The organism is Pantoea sp. GM_Pan_3 (assembly GCF_026541045.1).
Classification (GTDB): Bacteria; Pseudomonadota; Gammaproteobacteria; order Enterobacterales; family Enterobacteriaceae; genus Pantoea; species Pantoea anthophila.
Window position 1 is genome coordinate 122,760 of record NZ_JALNVA010000008.1, and the last position, 14,866, is coordinate 137,625.

The following is a 14,866-nucleotide window of genomic DNA, read 5'->3' on the forward strand; positions in this document are numbered from 1 at the left end:
TTAGTCAGGTTGTTCCAGTTTCTTGATGTAATCATAGATGGCCAGCTGCGAGCGCACTTTACGGCGATTGCCTCGCTGGACGTAATGGTTACTCAGCTCTTTGTCGACGATGCGGGCTTTCACCGTATCACTCAACTGAATGGCAATAATGTCGAGTATGCGTTGCCGGATGCGTGGATCGAGAATCGCCACCGCCACCTCGATACGGTAATCAATATTACGCGTCATCCAGTCAGCGGAGGAGAGGAACACCTTCTTATCGCCGCCATTCTCAAAAATATAGACGCGATCGTGTTCCAGATAGCGGTCAACAATACTGATGACGCGAATGTTCTCGCTGATCCCCGGCAGATCCGGGATCAGTGAGCACATGCCACGCACCAGCAGATTGACTTTTACCCCTACGCTGGAGGCTGTATAAAGCCGATCAACCAGCCCTTTGTCCACCAGATTGTTTATTTTCAGAGTAATGCCGGAGGGCTTCTGCTGCTGGGCATTGGCGATTTCGGTGTCGATCAGTTCATACAGCATCCGGCGTGAGTTCTGCGGAGACACCATCAGGTGATCAAACGTCACGGGCCGGTAGGGGTTCTCAATAAAGTTGAACACCCGACGCACTTCGTTGGTGATACGCGCATCGGCGGTCAGCAGGGAGTAGTCCGTGTAGAGCCGGGCGGTCTTCTCGTTAAAGTTGCCGGTGCCGATGTGGGCATAGCGCACAATCTCTTCCCCTTCACGGCGTGAAATCAGGAACAGCTTGGCGTGGATTTTCAGGCCAGGGGCGGAGAAAATCACATGCACACCGGCTTCGGTCAGGCGTTTAGCCCAGTAGATGTTGGCTTCTTCATCGAAGCGCGCCTGCAGCTCAACCACCACCGTGACCTTCTTACCGTTATACGCGGCGTGGATCATCGCATCCATGATGCGCGAGTGTTTGGCGACGCGGTAAATATTGATTTTGATCGCCAGCACGCTCGGGTCAAACGACGCCTGACGCAGCAGCTCCAGCACATGCTCAAAGGTGTGATAAGGATAATAGAGCAGCACGTCGCGGTCGCGGATCGCATCAAAGCCGTTGCGGTAGCCGTCGAAGCCGATGTGGCGGATCTGCGGCAGCGGACGATTTATCAGGTTGTTTTTGCCGACGTTCGGGAAGCCGATGAAATCTTTAAAGTTGTGATAGCGACCGCCGGGCAGAATCGAATCGAAGTTAGAGATAGAGAGCTTGTGGCACAGCAGTTCAACCATCGCCTCCGGCATATCACGCTGATAGACGAAACGCACCGGCTCTGCCGTCAGTCGCTGCTTCAGGCTGGAGGACATCAGCTCCAGCAGGCTCGACTCCATCTCCGTCACCAGATCGTACTCGGCGTCACGCGTCATTTTCATGGAATAGGCGTTGAGCGCGTCGTAGTCGTAAAAGCCTTTGAAAATATCATCCAGGCAGTAACGTAAAATGTTGTCGAGCAGGATCATCGGCTTACGGCGACGTGGTGGCTCCGCCGGAAGATTGATAAAGCGCGGCACCTTGTCGGACGGGATCTCCAGCAGCGCATAGCGGATGTCGTCACCCCGGATAATCTCGACCGCCAGGTAGGTGTAGTCATCTTTGAGAAATTCGGTCAGGTCGGTTTCATGGGTGATCAGAATCGGCGAGATGTGCTGACGCAGCTCATGCTTAAAGTAGTGACGCAGCCACGCCTGCTGATTGGGCGACAGCTGACGTTCGTTGATCAGGAAGATCTGGTTGCGCGCCATCTCCAGCAGCAGTTCGTTATAGAGGGCATCGAACTCCTGATCGGACTTCATCACCCGCTGCTGAATTTTTTTAAACAGATGACGTGGCGTACTGGCGGAACCCTGCTCTTCACCAATCAGAATACGGCGTTTCAGGTCGGCAAAACGCACTTTATAGAATTCATCGAGGTTGTTGGAGTAGATACCCAGAAAGCGCATCCGCTCAATCAGTGGATTGCTTTTATCTGCCGCTTCCTGCAAAACCCGTTCATTAAAGGATAACCAGCTCAATTCTTTTTCAATATAAAGCTTTACCTGACCCATTCTCACTCCATTTAGCGGTTGCAGGACTGAAGATCCAGTGTCCCTGAACATTATGGCGAGAGTATGGCAGCGTTGTCCAACGCCAGGAGTTGTCTTATCAACCCGCTACGGGCAACATAGCGGCTTATTTCAGCCTGCTGCCGGAACCGCATGAGCGTAAACCACATTCCTGTCCAATTCAGCGATCGTAAGCGTCGTGCCATTGACCGCCTGACGCGGCGGCTGGTTACCTGCTGCGGCGTGGCGATCCTGCTGCTGATGCTGCTGCTGTTCTGCTGGCTGATTGGAGTGGTACTGCCGCTGTTTACGGCGCCGGGTCTGCAAATCGCCTCCAGCCAGCAACTCTGGGATCGTGCGCCTGCATTAGCGATGGGCAATCAGGGCAAGGTCGGCTGGCGTATCAGCGATCGCGGCGCGGCGCGCTTTATTCCGCTGGATGGGCAGCCTGCAGAACCGGCACTGGCGCTGACGCCACCACCGGGTGCGATTGAGCAGAGTGCCGACGGGCAGACGCTGCTGCTCAATATTGAGGGAGCGCTGACGCTGCTGCAGCCCACAGCCGACCAGCAGTGGCGCTTTCCGCTGGGCGACAAACCCTTTCATCTACCCGCTGGCGCGGTGACGAAGATGGCGCTGGCAACCCGCCATGCCGATCAATGGCGTATCGCGGCGCTCACCCAGGCCGGACTTCAGGTGCTGACGATCGGCACCGATCGTCAGGCTGCTATTCTCTCGCTGCCTCAGCATCAGCTTGATCTGCTGGCGCTTTCACCGACAGGCGATCTGCTCTACACCACGGAAGGCAATCTGCTGCGCGTCTGGCAGCTGGGTGATGCACAGGCGTCATTACGCGAAACGCACACCCTGCCGCAGCCGCCGCAAAGCCTGCACCTGCTGGTGGGCGGTGCAAGCCTGCTGATTCAGGATCGCAGCGGCGTGACACAGTGGTTTGCTGTGGCCGGCGAGCAGGGGCCGCGCCTGCAGCGCATAAAGACCTTCGCGCAGAGCGACGGTGAGACGCTTCTGGTGACGGAGCCGCACCGTCGCGTGTTCGCCACACTCAGCAGGCAGGGGCTGCTGCGGCTGTTCGCCAGCAAGCAGAGCGGCCCGATACTGGAGCGTCAGCTGGCACCCGGCATCGTACAGGCGCAGTTTTCACCCCGCGGCGACAGCCTGCTGATTGAGCGGCCCGGACACTGGCAGATGCTGCGGCTCGATAACCCGTGGCCCGACGTCACGTGGCGTAATTTCTGGCAGAAAATCTGGTATGAGAACTATCCCGCGCCGGACTGGGTCTGGCAGTCGACCGCCGCGGGCGACGGCTATCAGGCAAAGTTCAGTCTGGTGCCGATGGTGACGGGCACGCTGAAAGCGGCCGGGTTAGCGCTGCTGTTTGCCACGCCGCTGGCGCTGGCCGCCGCCATGTACACCGCGTGGTTTATGGCCCCCGGCCTGCGACGCTGGGTGAAACCGGCGATTGAGATGATGGGGGCGCTGCCGAGTGTGGTGGTCGGGCTGATTGCCGGACTCTGGCTGGCACCGCACATCGGGCAGGCCCTGCTGGGGGTGCTGCTGCTGCCGCTCACCCTGGCGGGCGCGCTGCTGCTGTGCGGGGTATTCAGCGCCCGCTTACCGCCGCGCTGGCGTCAGCCCGGTCGCGAAGTGCTGATTCTGCTGCCGCTGCTGCTGTCAGTGACGCTGCTGACGCTGTGGCTGCCCGCTCGATTTATGCCGGATGCCGGCGACTGGCTGCCGCATTATGAACAGCGAAATCTGCTGGTGGCCGCGCTGGCGATGGGCTTTGCGCTGGTGCCGCTGATCTTTACCCTCTCGGAAGATGCGCTCTTCAGCGTCCCCGCGGCGCTGGGACAGGGCTCGCTGGCGCTGGGCGCGACGCCGTGGCAGACGCTGACCCGCGTGGTGCTGCCCGGTGCCTCTGCCGGTATTTTTGCCGCGCTAATGGTCGGTCTGGGGCGCGCCGTGGGAGAAACCATGATTCTGCTGATGGCGACCGGTAACACGCCGCAAAGTGAAGGGGGCCTGTTCAGCGGCCTGCGCGCGCTGTCCGCCAATATCGCTATCGAGATGCCGGAAGCGGCGGCGGGCAGTGCCCACTACCGGGTGCTGTTTCTCAGCGCTCTGCTGCTGCTGCTGTTTACGCTGGTTATCAACACCATTGCAGAGCTGATCCGTCAGCGGCTGCGCCAGCGATACAGTCAGCAGGAGGAGCAGGCATGAAGGTGATGCGCCAGAACGATCGCTGGCGGTGGTTAACCGCCGGCGCGGTAGCCGTCTGCCTGCTCGCTTTTACGCTGCTGATTGGTTTACTGGCCTGGCAGGGGGTGCGTGCCTTCTGGCCGCAGCGCGTTGACCTTTACAGCTTCAGCCAGCCGGAGGGCGGCGAGACGCGCCTGCTGGGTGAAACGCTGGAGCATCAGCGGCACTTTCCCGCCCCGGCCGATGAGCAGGGCAACCAGGGGGAGAAGGTTCATCGCTATCTGATTAAGACCGGTAACCGGGAGTGGGATGCGCCCGATTTCCGCGTGGTTTACAGCCGTCAGGCGGCGCAGGTCACTCAGCCCGCCGATGTCATGGTGCTGCAGCGGCGCGGCCACGGTCAGGCCTATGGCTGGTTTGTCGGGCTGCGTGAAGACAATGAAGAGTTAACCGCCAGAGACCCGGATGCGCTGCTGCATCAACGGCTCGGGCAGGTGCAGACCCTGGTACGCCAGGCCAGCCAGATCCGTCGGGTCGATATGGCGCGTCTCAACAGCCAGCGGGAGCAGTTAGACGAGCAGGCGGAGGCACGACGGGCCGCCGGACGCTTTGATCTGCAGACCGAGTCGGAATTTCAGGCCAATCAGGCCGCCCTGCAGCGCCGTTTCAATCAGCTGAGTGAGACGCTGGCCTCTCTGCAGCAGCAGAGTCAGCGCGATCTGCTGATCCTGCGGGATGTACACGGCACCGAACATGCCATTCCGCTGACCGACATTGTGGACAGCTGGAAGCCCAATGCGATGACGGCAGGCGGCAAAATGCTGCATTTCCTGCATCAGCTGTGGCGCTTCGTCAGCGACTCCCCTGCGGAGGGCGAGAGTGAATCGGGCGCGTTTCCGGCCATTTTCGGCACGGTGCTGATGGTGCTGCTGATGTCGGTGGTGGTGATGCCGCTGGGCGTGATCGCGGCAATCTGGCTGCATGAATATGCCGGACGTCATGCGCTGACCCGGCTGGTGCGGATCGCGGTAGTCAATCTGGCGGGCGTCCCCTCGATTGTCTATGGCGTCTTTGGCCTGGGATTTTTCGTCTGGCTGGTGGGCGGCACGATCGACCAGCTCTTCTTCGCCAGCGCGCTGCCCAATCCGACGTTTGGCACGCCAGGGCTGCTGTGGGCCTCACTGACGCTGGCGTTATTGACGCTGCCGGTGGTCATTGTCGCGACCGAAGAGGGGCTGTCCCGTATTCCCAACAGTCTGCGACAGGGGTCGCTGGCGCTGGGCGCAACGCAGGCGGAAACCCTGTGGAATGTGGTGCTGCCTATGGCGGTGCCCGCGATGCTGACCGGTCTGATCCTGGCGGTGGCGCGGGCGGCCGGGGAAACCGCACCGCTGATGCTGGTGGGGGTGGTAAAAATGGTGCCGGAGCTGCCGGTAGACGCGGTGTTTCCTTATCTGCATCTGGATCGCAAGTTTATGCATCTGGGCTTTCAGATTTACGATCTGGCGTTTCAGAGCCCGAATATTGAAGCTGACCGGCCGCTGGTGTTTGCCACCGCGCTGCTGCTGGTGCTGATTATTCTGTCGCTTAATCTGCTGGCGATGGCCCTGCGTCACCGTCTGCGTGAACGCTATCGCCTTATGACTCAATAACAGGCTATGACTATGACGTCCGACACGGATATGGCGCTTACCGTTAACCATCTGTCGCTGTGGTATGGCGAGCGCCAGGCGCTGCAGGATATTTCGCTGCAGGTGCCGAAAAACAGGATCACCGCGCTGATTGGTCCCTCAGGCTGTGGTAAATCGACGCTGCTGCGCTGCTTTAACCGCATGAATGATGTGATCGATCACTGCCGGGTTGAGGGAGAGGTGCTGCTGGGCTCGCTGCCGATACTGCGACCGGAGCAGGATCTCTCCGCGCTGCGGCGTCGGGTCGGGATGGTGTTTCAGCGGCCGAATCCGTTTCCTAAGTCGATCTATGAGAATGTGGTTTACGGGCTGCGCCTGCAGGGGGTACGCGACCGGCGGGTGCTGAACGAAGCCTGTGAGCGTGCGCTGCGTGCGGCGGCGCTGTGGGGCGAGGTGAAAGATCAGCTGTCTCAGAATGCGCTGACGCTCTCGACCGGACAGCAGCAGCGGCTGGTGATTGCCCGCGCTATTGCGATTGAACCGGAGGTTCTGCTGCTGGATGAGCCGACTTCTGCGCTGGACCCTATCTCGACGCTGGTGATTGAAGAGCTGATGACCACGCTGAAGCAGCATTTCACGCTGGTGCTGGTGACGCACAACATGCAGCAGGCCTCTCGCGTGTCAGATTACACCGCGTTTATGCATCAGGGCGTGCTGGTGGAGTTTGATGAGACCGACCGTATCTTCACCGCGCCGAAACAGCGCCGGACCGAAGATTATATTACGGGGCGTTACGGCTGAGTCCGCAACGGGAAAGGGGCGCTCTGTCACCGGCTCAGGGGGCCTGTGTCCTGCGTAAAGACGCAAAAGACGCCCTCCATGGCGGGCTGAGCGCGGGCCCTCCATGGCCCGCTATGCTTTACTCCGGACACAGGCCCCCATCGCTTCAGGTTTAACAGCCGTCTGTGGGACTTCCTGTGTATCAGTCGTTAGCATAGCCCTGCGGCGGCAGCGGTTCGCCATCCAGCCAAGCCTTACCGTCACGCATCGCCAGCCGTCCCTCAACAAACCAGTCGATGACCAGCGGATAGATGGCGTGCTCCTGATGCTGCACCCGCTCCGTGATCTCCGCCTCCGTGTCGTCGGCAAAAATCGGCACTTTTGCCTGCAGGATCACCGGCCCGCCATCCAGCTCGTCAGTGACGAAATGCACCGACGTGCCATGCTCGCTATCACCGTTCTCCAGCGCCTGACGATGCGTATGCAGGCCCGGATATTTCGGCAGCAGGGAAGGGTGAATATTCAGCAGGCGATCGTGAAAATGGGCCACGAATGCGCTGCTGAGAATACGCATATACCCCGCCAGGACGACAAGGTCGGGCGAGTACGCTTCAATCTCAGCGATCAGCTGGCGGTCAAAGGCGTCACGGTCGGTGAAATCGCTGGCGGCCAGCGCGTGAGCCGGGATGCCCGCCTCACGCGCCCGCGTTAAGCCAAAGGCAGCGGCGCGGTTGCTGAACACGGCAGCCACGCTGCCGTGAATGCGCCCGCTGGCGCAGGCGTCAAGGATGGACTGAAGATTACTTCCGTTGCCGGAGATCAGTACAACCAGCTTTTTCATCCGTTGATGACCACTCGCTCTTCCGCCTCTGACGCTTTGATCACGCCGAGCTTCCAGGCTTTCTCACCGGCCGCTTCCATCAGCGCAATCGCTTTATCCGCGTCGGCCGGGCTCAGGGCGATGACCATCCCGACGCCGCAGTTAAAGGTACGGTACATCTCGAAACGGCTGACGTTACCGGCCTGCTGCAGCCAGCTGAAGACGGCCGGCCACTGCCAGCTCTTCTCATCAATCACCGCCTGGGTGTTGTCGGGCAGCACGCGAGGAATATTTTCCCAGAAGCCGCCGCCGGTCAGGTGTGCGATAGCATGCACATCGACCTGTTCAATCAGGCTCAGGATATTTTTCACGTAGATGCGGGTCGGTTCCAGCAGATGATCAGCCAGCGGTTTGCCTTCCAGCTGTTCGGTCAGCGGATCGGTGTTGCTGACTTCCAGAATCTTGCGCACCAGCGAATAGCCGTTGGAGTGCGGGCCGCTGGAGCCGAGGGCGATCAGCACGTCGCCATCCTGCACCTTGCTGCCATCAATAATTTCTGATTTTTCCACCACGCCCACGCAGAAACCGGCCACGTCATAATCTTCGCCGTGATACATGCCTGGCATCTCGGCCGTTTCACCGCCGACCAGCGCACATCCTGATTGCAGACACCCTTCGGCGATGCCGGTGATCACCGCAGAGGCAGTGTCCACGTCCAGTTTGCCGGTCGCGTAGTAATCCAGGAAGAAGAGCGGCTCAGCACCCTGTACCACCAGGTCGTTAACGCACATCGCCACCAGGTCAACACCAATGGCGTCGTGACGTTTGAGATCCATCGCCAGACGCAGCTTGGTACCAACGCCATCGGTGCCGGAGACCAGCACGGGTTCACGGTATTTTTGCGGCAGCGCGCAAAGCGCACCAAAACCGCCCAGTCCACCCATCACTTCCGGGCGACGCGTCTTTTTCACTACGCCTTTAATACGGTCAACCAGGGCATTACCAGCATCAATATCAACACCGGCGTCTTTGTAACTGAGAGAGGTTTTGTCGGTCACTGCGAGGTCCCCACGCGAGTTGCGGTTGGTGGTTAAAATAAAGCGCGGCAATTCTAACAGTGCAGGCAAACGTTTGCGAGTCCGGGATTGCGCATCGGACAATTTTCATTAATCCTTGTTTTATCCCGGCCAGACTCGCGGCTTTGCGCAAGGACAGGTGGCGCAGAGCGGAAAAGGCGGTATAATCCCGCGATTTTTTTTTAGCTCAACTCATTCCGGGAGAACACCAATGAAGATCGTGGAAGTCAGACACCCGCTGGTCAAACATAAACTGGGCCTGATGCGTGAGCATGATATCAGTACAAAGCGCTTTCGTGAGCTGGCGTCTGAAGTGGGCAGCCTGCTGACCTACGAAGCGACCGCCGATCTGGAAACGGAGCGCGTCACCATTGAGGGCTGGAACGGCCCGGTTGAAATCGATCAGATCAAAGGCAAAAAGATCACGGTGGTGCCGATTCTGCGTGCCGGTCTTGGCATGATGGAAGGGGTTCTGGAGCACGTTCCCAGCGCCCGTATCAGCGTGGTTGGGGTTTACCGTGATGAAGAGACGCTGGAGCCGGTTCCCTATTTCCAGAAGCTGGTTTCTAACATCGAAGAGCGCCTGGCGCTGGTGGTAGACCCGATGCTGGCGACCGGGGGCTCAATGATCGCCACCATCGACCTGCTGAAAAAAGCGGGCTGCACCAGCATTAAAGTGCTGGTACTGGTTGCCGCCCCGGAAGGGATCGCTGCACTGGAGAAGGCACACCCTGACGTTGAGCTCTACACGGCGTCTGTGGATCAGGGACTGAATGAGAAGGGTTACATCATTCCCGGACTCGGCGATGCCGGGGACAAGATTTTCGGAACCAAATAAATCGCATAGCCGACCAGAGAGTCGGCTTTTTTTTGCAAAAAAAAGCTCTCCGACCGGGGCGGATTTGCCGCAGGGCTGACCCGCGTGCCTGAGGCTGTGCCTGAAGCGCGCACCCGTGGGGAAGATAACATAAGGGGATAAATGATGACTCGTCGCGCCATTGGCGTCACTGAACGACCGCCGTTACTGCAAACCATTCCACTCAGCCTGCAACACCTGTTCGCCATGTTTGGTGCCACGGTGCTGGTGCCGATTCTGTTTCACATCAACCCGGCGACGGTTCTGCTGTTCAACGGCGTCGGCACGCTGATCTACCTCTTTATCTGTAAGGGCAAAATCCCCGCCTATCTCGGTTCCAGTTTCGCCTTTATCTCGCCGGTACTGCTGTTGCTGCCGCTGGGCTATGAGGTGGCGCTGGGGGGATTTATCCTCTGCGGGGTGCTCTTTTGCCTCGTGGCGCTGATTGTTAAACGCGCGGGAACCGGCTGGCTGGACGTGATGTTTCCGCCAGCGGCGATGGGCGCGATTGTCGCCGTAATCGGTCTGGAGCTGGCGGGCGTAGCAGCCAATATGGCGGGCCTGCTGCCGGCAGAAGGCAGTGCACCCGACAGTAAAACGGTGCTGATTTCGCTGGTGACCCTGGCCGTCACGGTATTTGGTTCGGTGCTGTTCCGCGGCTTCCTGGCGATCATCCCTATCCTGGTCGGCGTGGTGGCGGGTTATCTGCTCTCCGCGTTTATGGGCATCGTGGACTGGCGCGGCGTGGTCAGTGCCCCCTGGTTTGCCCTGCCGACCTTCTATACGCCGCGCTTTGAGTGGGTGGCGATGCTGACGATTCTCCCCGCCGCGCTGGTGGTGATTGCCGAACATATCGGGCATCTGGTGGTCACGGCTAACATCGTGAAGAAAGATCTCATCCGCGACCCCGGCCTGCATCGCTCAATGTTCGCCAACGGCTTGTCGACGGTGATCTCCGGCTTCTTTGGCTCCACCCCGAACACCACCTACGGCGAAAACATCGGCGTCATGGCGATTACCCGTGTCTACAGTACCTGGGTGATTGGCGGTGCGGCGATTCTGGCGATCCTGCTCTCCTGCGTCGGCAAACTGGCGGCGGTGATCCAGGCGATCCCGGTGCCGGTTATGGGCGGCGTGTCGCTGCTGCTGTATGGCGTGATCGGCGCATCGGGTATCCGCGTCCTGATCGAATCGAAAGTCGATTACAACAAAGCGCAAAACCTGATCCTGACCTCGGTGATCCTGATCATTGGCGTCAGCGGCGCGAAGGTGCACATCGGCGCGGCAGAGCTGAAGGGCATGGCGTTAGCGACAATCGTGGGCGTCGGACTCTCATTGATCTTCCGGGTGATCTCGCTGCTGCGTCCGGAAGAAGTGGTGCTGGACGCCGAAGAATCCCGCGAGCCCTGATCGCATCGTGACGGACAGGATCGGGGCAGGGACGCCCCATTCATCTCTTTCTGAAAACTGTGGTAGACTTCCCCCGATTTTTTGCTTGTTCTCTTGCTGAGGTGCTTCTGAACACGCCGGCACAATTGTCATTGCCACTCTATTTACCTGACGATGAAACCTTCGCCAGCTTCTGGCCGGGGGAGAACCCGTCGCTGATTGCCGCGCTGAAAGGCGCTCTCAGCCAACAACATGGCAGCTATCTCTACTTCTGGTCACGCGAAGGCGGCGGGCGGAGTCATCTGCTGCACGCCGCGTGCGCCGAAATGTCCGCACGCAGTGAAGCGGTGGGGTATGTGCCGCTGGACAAACGCACCTGGTTTGTACCGGAAGTGCTGGAGGGGATGGAGCAGCTGTCACTGGTCTGCATCGATAACATTGAGTGCATTGCCGGCGAGCCGGAGTGGGAGATGGCGATCTTCGATCTCTATAACCGCATTCTGGAAACCGGCAACACGCGGCTGTTCATCACCGGCGATCGTCCACCGCGCCAGCTGAATCTGCAGCTGCCCGATCTCGCCTCGCGCCTGGACTGGGGGCAGATCTATCGCCTGCAGCCGCTCTCCGATGAAGATAAACTGCAGGCGCTGCAACTGCGCGCCGGGTTACGCGGCTTTGAGCTGCCGGAGGATGTGGGACGTTTCCTGCTGAAGCGACTGGATCGTGAAATGCGCACCCTGTTTGAGACGCTGGATCGGCTGGATCGTGCCTCGATCAGCGCCCAGCGCAAACTTACCATTCCCTTTGTTAAAGAGACGCTCGGCCTTTAAAGAATGTCGAGCACCGCTTCCGGCGGACGTCCGATTCGCGCCCGATCGCCCTTGATCACAATCGGCCTTTCAAGCAGTTGCGGATGGGCGGCGAGCGCGTCCAGCAGCGCACTTTCCTCTTTATCACTCAACGCCAGTTCGCTGTAGAGCGCTTCTTTGGTCCGCATCAGCTGGCGTGCGCTCTGCATCCCCAGTTTCTGCAGCAGACTCTGCAGTGTCTCGCGGTCAGGCGGCGTCTGCAGATAGAGCACCACTTCCGGTGTCAGGCCGCGGGCGTTCAGCAGGGCCAGAGTTTCGCGACTCTTGCTGCAGCGCGGGTTGTGGTAAATCGTCACCATGTCAGGCTCTCCCTTTCTGGCTGTTATGCTCAGCCTTTCTGATATTGTTTGAAACGCTGCTGCAACTGACGCAGCTGATCGATACGGGCATCGTAGCGCGCCTGCTTCAGGCTGCCGAGCGGCACCTGGGCGCTGGCACTGCTCAGTGCGCTAATCGCCTGATCGAGCTGACCATTCAGTGCCAGACTCTCGGCCCGCGACGAGAGCTCCTCATCATTCAGCCCCTGCTGAGCAGAAGCCTGCGCCAGTAAATCCCAGCCGTTGGGGTCATCCTTGTTTGCCCAGGTGTAGCGATTCAGAATGCGGCTGGCGCTGGCATACTGTTTCGCTTCTACATAGGCATTCGCCAGGTTGAGCTGCACCACCGGGCTGTTTTTCGCCCCGGTAGCCGCGGTGAGCAGGGCAATCGCCTGCTGCGGCTGGTTCAGACCGATATCGATATCGGACATGATGTCGAGGAACCAGACATTACCGGGCTGCTTCGCCAGCAGCGGGGTCATAATCCGCTTCGCGTCGGCAAAACTCTTCGCCTGCAAAAACTGTATCGCTTTGCCATATTGTGAGGCCAGCTGCTCACGCGAATTGCCGCTGGCATACTGGCTCAGCAGTTCGTCAGTGAGCTGATTGCGCCCGGTGGAGTACATGCCCAGCGCCCGGACCTTCGCCAGATAAAAATCTTCCGTCGACTGCACGACTACTGGCCGCATCTGGTTGGCGCGGTTTCGGGCATCCGCCAGACGGCTGTCGGGCAGGGGGTGCGTCAGCAGAATTTCCGGTGGCTTTGACGAGAAGCGGCTCTGATCGGCCAGCTTCTGCAAAAAGTTCGGCATCGCCTGCGGATCGAATCCGGCGCGCTGCAGCACCTGAATCCCGATGCGATCTGCCTCCTGCTCATTGCCCTGGGTAAAGCTGATGATCCCCTGCTGGGTGCCCGCCAGCGTACCGGTCAGTGCGGCCATGCCCGCCTGCGGACTCGCCATCGCCAGCAGAATGGAGCCCAGCGCACCGACCCAGGTCAACGGCGCATTGCGCTTCTGATCTTCCATCGCGCGCGCCAGATGGCGCTGGGTAACGTGAGAAATCTCATGCGCCATTACCGACGCCAGCTGGCTTTCATTCTCGGTAAAGCGGAACAGCGCGGAGTGCAGCACCACATTGCCGCCAAAAAAGGCAAAGGCGTTCAGCTCATCGTTCTGTATCAAAAAGAAGTGGAACGGCGTTTTCACCGAGTCAGCGTGCGCAACCAGGCGCTGGCCGAGCTGATTGATGTACTGATTAAGAAGCGGATCGTTGATCAGCGGTGCGCTGGCGCGAAGCTGGCGGACATAGAAGTCGCCCATCTGCAGCTCCTGATTAATCGACAGCGTCGAACCGGCCGTGGTGCCAATATCGGGAAGAGAATCACTGACATCAGCGTAAGCCGGTGACAGCGTGGACAGAATGAGCGTCGGCAGAAGCGCGGCGATCAGCGTTTTTTTTAACCGGTTCAACATGCCTTAATCCTGTAGAGAGGCTCTGAAAAGAGACAGGTGCGCAGCGGGTAGGTTCCCTTTTCCGCAGATAACGACGGTTTGCGCCTATCTTAACCAGTGCCCGAAAAGAAAGAAATGCTGTTTTCGGGGCCAGCCGGCGGCGCGGTTTGTGCAAGATCAGCGAATATGACGAAAAAATTTGAACATTCTTGAAACCTAAACCGTAGTTAAACGGATAAGCCGGGGCAGGGGATTGCCCGCGGCGGCGCGCAATTATACAACGGCTTATTTACCCTGCTGATTGAGTCCGGCATGAATAAAGCAGAATCTTCTGTCGGTCTTCTGACGTTAATCCGTATTCATTTTTAAAGTTATGTAAATTCACTCAAAAAAACTGAATATGGCATGATTTTTTCCAGGCCAAATCTGAAAAAAACAGCGAAACGCATGGGTTTAATCCTTTTTTTACATTGATAAATTCAATCGTTATTCCGGCCATATCTGTTTTTTTCTATTTAACGCTGGCTGTTATTTTTTAAATCTTTCCCCTGTCGCCATAAATCAGGCGGACCTTATCGCGGGCCAGTGATAAAAAGACGGTTTTTAGTTGCTAATGAAATTTTTCGATTAATTCAGGCGGTGAATCATTTCTGCTGTCATCAGCAGCGTGCCTGCCCGACTTTCCTTCAGGAGAGAATCACGTCCGCGCTGTGATATAGATAGCCGACCTGATTCAGTCCTGAATCGGCCAGAGATTATTTGCCGGAGAGAAGTGTTATGCGTTCAGCTATTTCGTACGCGTTAATCGCCATTATCGGTGGCGTAGTGGGTGCGGCTGTTACACAGAGTGGCACTATTTATGACAAAGTCACACGCCATTTTGCCTCAGAGCCTCAGGAACCCGCCGGATTCTGGAGTACACCGGCGATTGAAGGCTACGGCAAAATTCATTATGAGCCTGATGCCGCCTTTAAGCCGGTGCCGGGTCTGAGCAATAAAATCGTTTTCCAGATCACCCGCAGCGATGGCGCGATGACCGCACCCAATCTGGGACTGGAGCGCGTCGCGCGGGTAGTGAATCTTTATATCGCCTCTGGCGTTCCGGCCGATCAGCTGAAGTTTGTGGTTTCGGTTACCGGTGACGCGACCCCCGCCATGCTGGATAACACCCATTTCAAACAGTTTTATGGCATCGACAATCCCAACCTGAAGCTGATTAACGAGCTGAATCAGGCGGGCGTCAAAGTCTCCGTGTGCGATCAGTCGGTGGCCTTCCACCACTATCCCAACAACTGGATTGATAAATCCGTTGTGCATGCGCTTTCCAGTCCAACCACGGTCTCAACGCTGCAAAACCAGGGGTATGCGTGGCTGGCAATGTAATTAACGTTTTATT

The 14,866-nt window shown here is 58.4% G+C and carries 12 protein-coding genes; 7 read left to right on the forward strand and 5 right to left on the reverse strand.

Going from position 1 to position 14,866, the window contains the following annotated elements; genetic code table 11:
• Positions 1–2,061, reverse strand: a complete 2,061-nt coding sequence (gene ppk1, locus OXR04_RS19565) for a polyphosphate kinase 1 (RefSeq protein WP_046102362.1) — start codon at positions 2,059–2,061, stop codon at positions 1–3.
• A 150-nt stretch (positions 2,062–2,211) separates the two neighbouring features.
• Between ppk1 and OXR04_RS19570 the strand changes: the two genes are divergently transcribed.
• Genes OXR04_RS19570 through pstB form a run of 3 tightly spaced genes read left to right on the forward strand, consistent with a single transcriptional unit; the run spans position 2,212 to position 6,710 of the window.
• Positions 2,212–4,299 carry an ABC transporter permease subunit gene (locus OXR04_RS19570; protein WP_265138633.1) on the forward strand — a complete coding sequence of 696 codons (2,088 nt, stop codon included), beginning with the start codon at positions 2,212–2,214 and terminating at the stop codon, positions 4,297–4,299.
• Positions 4,296–5,930 carry a phosphate ABC transporter permease PstA gene (pstA, locus tag OXR04_RS19575; RefSeq protein WP_267372625.1) on the forward strand — a complete coding sequence of 545 codons (1,635 nt, stop codon included), beginning with the start codon at positions 4,296–4,298 and terminating at the stop codon, positions 5,928–5,930. The genes OXR04_RS19570 and pstA overlap by 4 nt, the downstream gene beginning before the upstream one ends.
• A gap of 6 nt (positions 5,931–5,936) precedes the next feature.
• On the forward strand, positions 5,937–6,710 hold the full coding sequence (gene pstB, locus OXR04_RS19580; RefSeq protein WP_181161965.1) for a phosphate ABC transporter ATP-binding protein PstB: 774 nt from the start codon (positions 5,937–5,939) through the stop codon (positions 6,708–6,710).
• A gap of 181 nt (positions 6,711–6,891) precedes the next feature.
• Here the strand turns inward: pstB and purN are convergent, their stop codons facing one another.
• Together purN and purM are read right to left on the reverse strand one after the other, a co-directional pair.
• Positions 6,892–7,530, reverse strand: a complete 639-nt coding sequence (purN, locus tag OXR04_RS19585; RefSeq protein ID WP_058957413.1) for a phosphoribosylglycinamide formyltransferase — start codon at positions 7,528–7,530, stop codon at positions 6,892–6,894.
• A complete protein-coding gene (gene purM / locus OXR04_RS19590; RefSeq protein ID WP_009088773.1) occupies positions 7,527–8,567 on the reverse strand; it encodes a phosphoribosylformylglycinamidine cyclo-ligase in 1,041 nt (346 codons plus the stop codon). The genes purN and purM overlap by 4 nt, the downstream gene beginning before the upstream one ends.
• 229 nt (positions 8,568–8,796) lie before the next feature.
• Here purM and upp point away from each other — a divergent pair, with 229 nt between their 5' ends.
• The 3 genes from upp to hda all read left to right on the forward strand — a co-directional run bounded on the left by upp (position 8,797) and on the right by hda (position 11,660).
• Positions 8,797–9,423 carry a uracil phosphoribosyltransferase gene (gene upp / locus OXR04_RS19595; protein ID WP_009088774.1) on the forward strand — a complete coding sequence of 209 codons (627 nt, stop codon included), beginning with the start codon at positions 8,797–8,799 and terminating at the stop codon, positions 9,421–9,423.
• A gap of 144 nt (positions 9,424–9,567) precedes the next feature.
• Positions 9,568–10,851, forward strand: coding sequence for a uracil permease (gene uraA / locus OXR04_RS19600; RefSeq protein WP_046102358.1), 1,284 nt, complete (start codon positions 9,568–9,570; stop codon positions 10,849–10,851).
• A gap of 107 nt (positions 10,852–10,958) precedes the next feature.
• Positions 10,959–11,660, forward strand: a complete 702-nt coding sequence (gene hda, locus OXR04_RS19605) for a DnaA inactivator Hda (RefSeq protein WP_219854829.1) — start codon at positions 10,959–10,961, stop codon at positions 11,658–11,660.
• Here the strand turns inward: hda and arsC are convergent.
• Both arsC and OXR04_RS19615 read right to left on the reverse strand, forming a co-directional pair.
• The gene (gene arsC / locus OXR04_RS19610; protein WP_009088779.1) at positions 11,657–11,998 is read right to left on the reverse strand and encodes an arsenate reductase (glutaredoxin); all 342 of its coding nucleotides are present in this window, start codon (positions 11,996–11,998) and stop codon (positions 11,657–11,659) included. The two genes, hda and arsC, sit on opposite strands and share 4 nt — an antisense overlap.
• A gap of 29 nt (positions 11,999–12,027) precedes the next feature.
• Entirely contained in the window at positions 12,028–13,491 is a 1,464-nt protein-coding gene (locus tag OXR04_RS19615; RefSeq protein ID WP_267372626.1) for a M48 family metallopeptidase, read from the reverse strand.
• A gap of 756 nt (positions 13,492–14,247) precedes the next feature.
• Between OXR04_RS19615 and OXR04_RS19620 the strand changes: the two genes are divergently transcribed.
• Complete coding sequence (locus OXR04_RS19620; RefSeq protein WP_046102356.1) at positions 14,248–14,853, forward strand: DsrE family protein; 606 nt, start codon at positions 14,248–14,250, stop codon at positions 14,851–14,853.
• Positions 14,854–14,866: the final 13 nt, after the last annotated feature.

Coding starts and splice junctions, on each gene's coding strand:
- OXR04_RS19570 (WP_265138633.1), top strand. CDS start 2,212: ATGAGCGTAAACCACATTCCTGTCCAATTCAGCGATCGTAAGCGTCGT.
- pstB (WP_181161965.1), top strand. CDS start 5,937: ATGACTATGACGTCCGACACGGATATGGCGCTTACCGTTAACCATCTG.
- pstA (WP_267372625.1), top strand. CDS start 4,296: ATGAAGGTGATGCGCCAGAACGATCGCTGGCGGTGGTTAACCGCCGGC.
- uraA (WP_046102358.1), top strand. CDS start 9,568: ATGACTCGTCGCGCCATTGGCGTCACTGAACGACCGCCGTTACTGCAA.
- OXR04_RS19620 (WP_046102356.1), top strand. CDS start 14,248: ATGCGTTCAGCTATTTCGTACGCGTTAATCGCCATTATCGGTGGCGTA.
- upp (WP_009088774.1), top strand. CDS start 8,797: ATGAAGATCGTGGAAGTCAGACACCCGCTGGTCAAACATAAACTGGGC.
- arsC (WP_009088779.1), bottom strand. CDS start 11,998: ATGGTGACGATTTACCACAACCCGCGCTGCAGCAAGAGTCGCGAAACT.
- ppk1 (WP_046102362.1), bottom strand. CDS start 2,061: ATGGGTCAGGTAAAGCTTTATATTGAAAAAGAATTGAGCTGGTTATCC.
- OXR04_RS19615 (WP_267372626.1), bottom strand. CDS start 13,491: ATGTTGAACCGGTTAAAAAAAACGCTGATCGCCGCGCTTCTGCCGACG.
- purN (WP_058957413.1), bottom strand. CDS start 7,530: ATGAAAAAGCTGGTTGTACTGATCTCCGGCAACGGAAGTAATCTTCAG.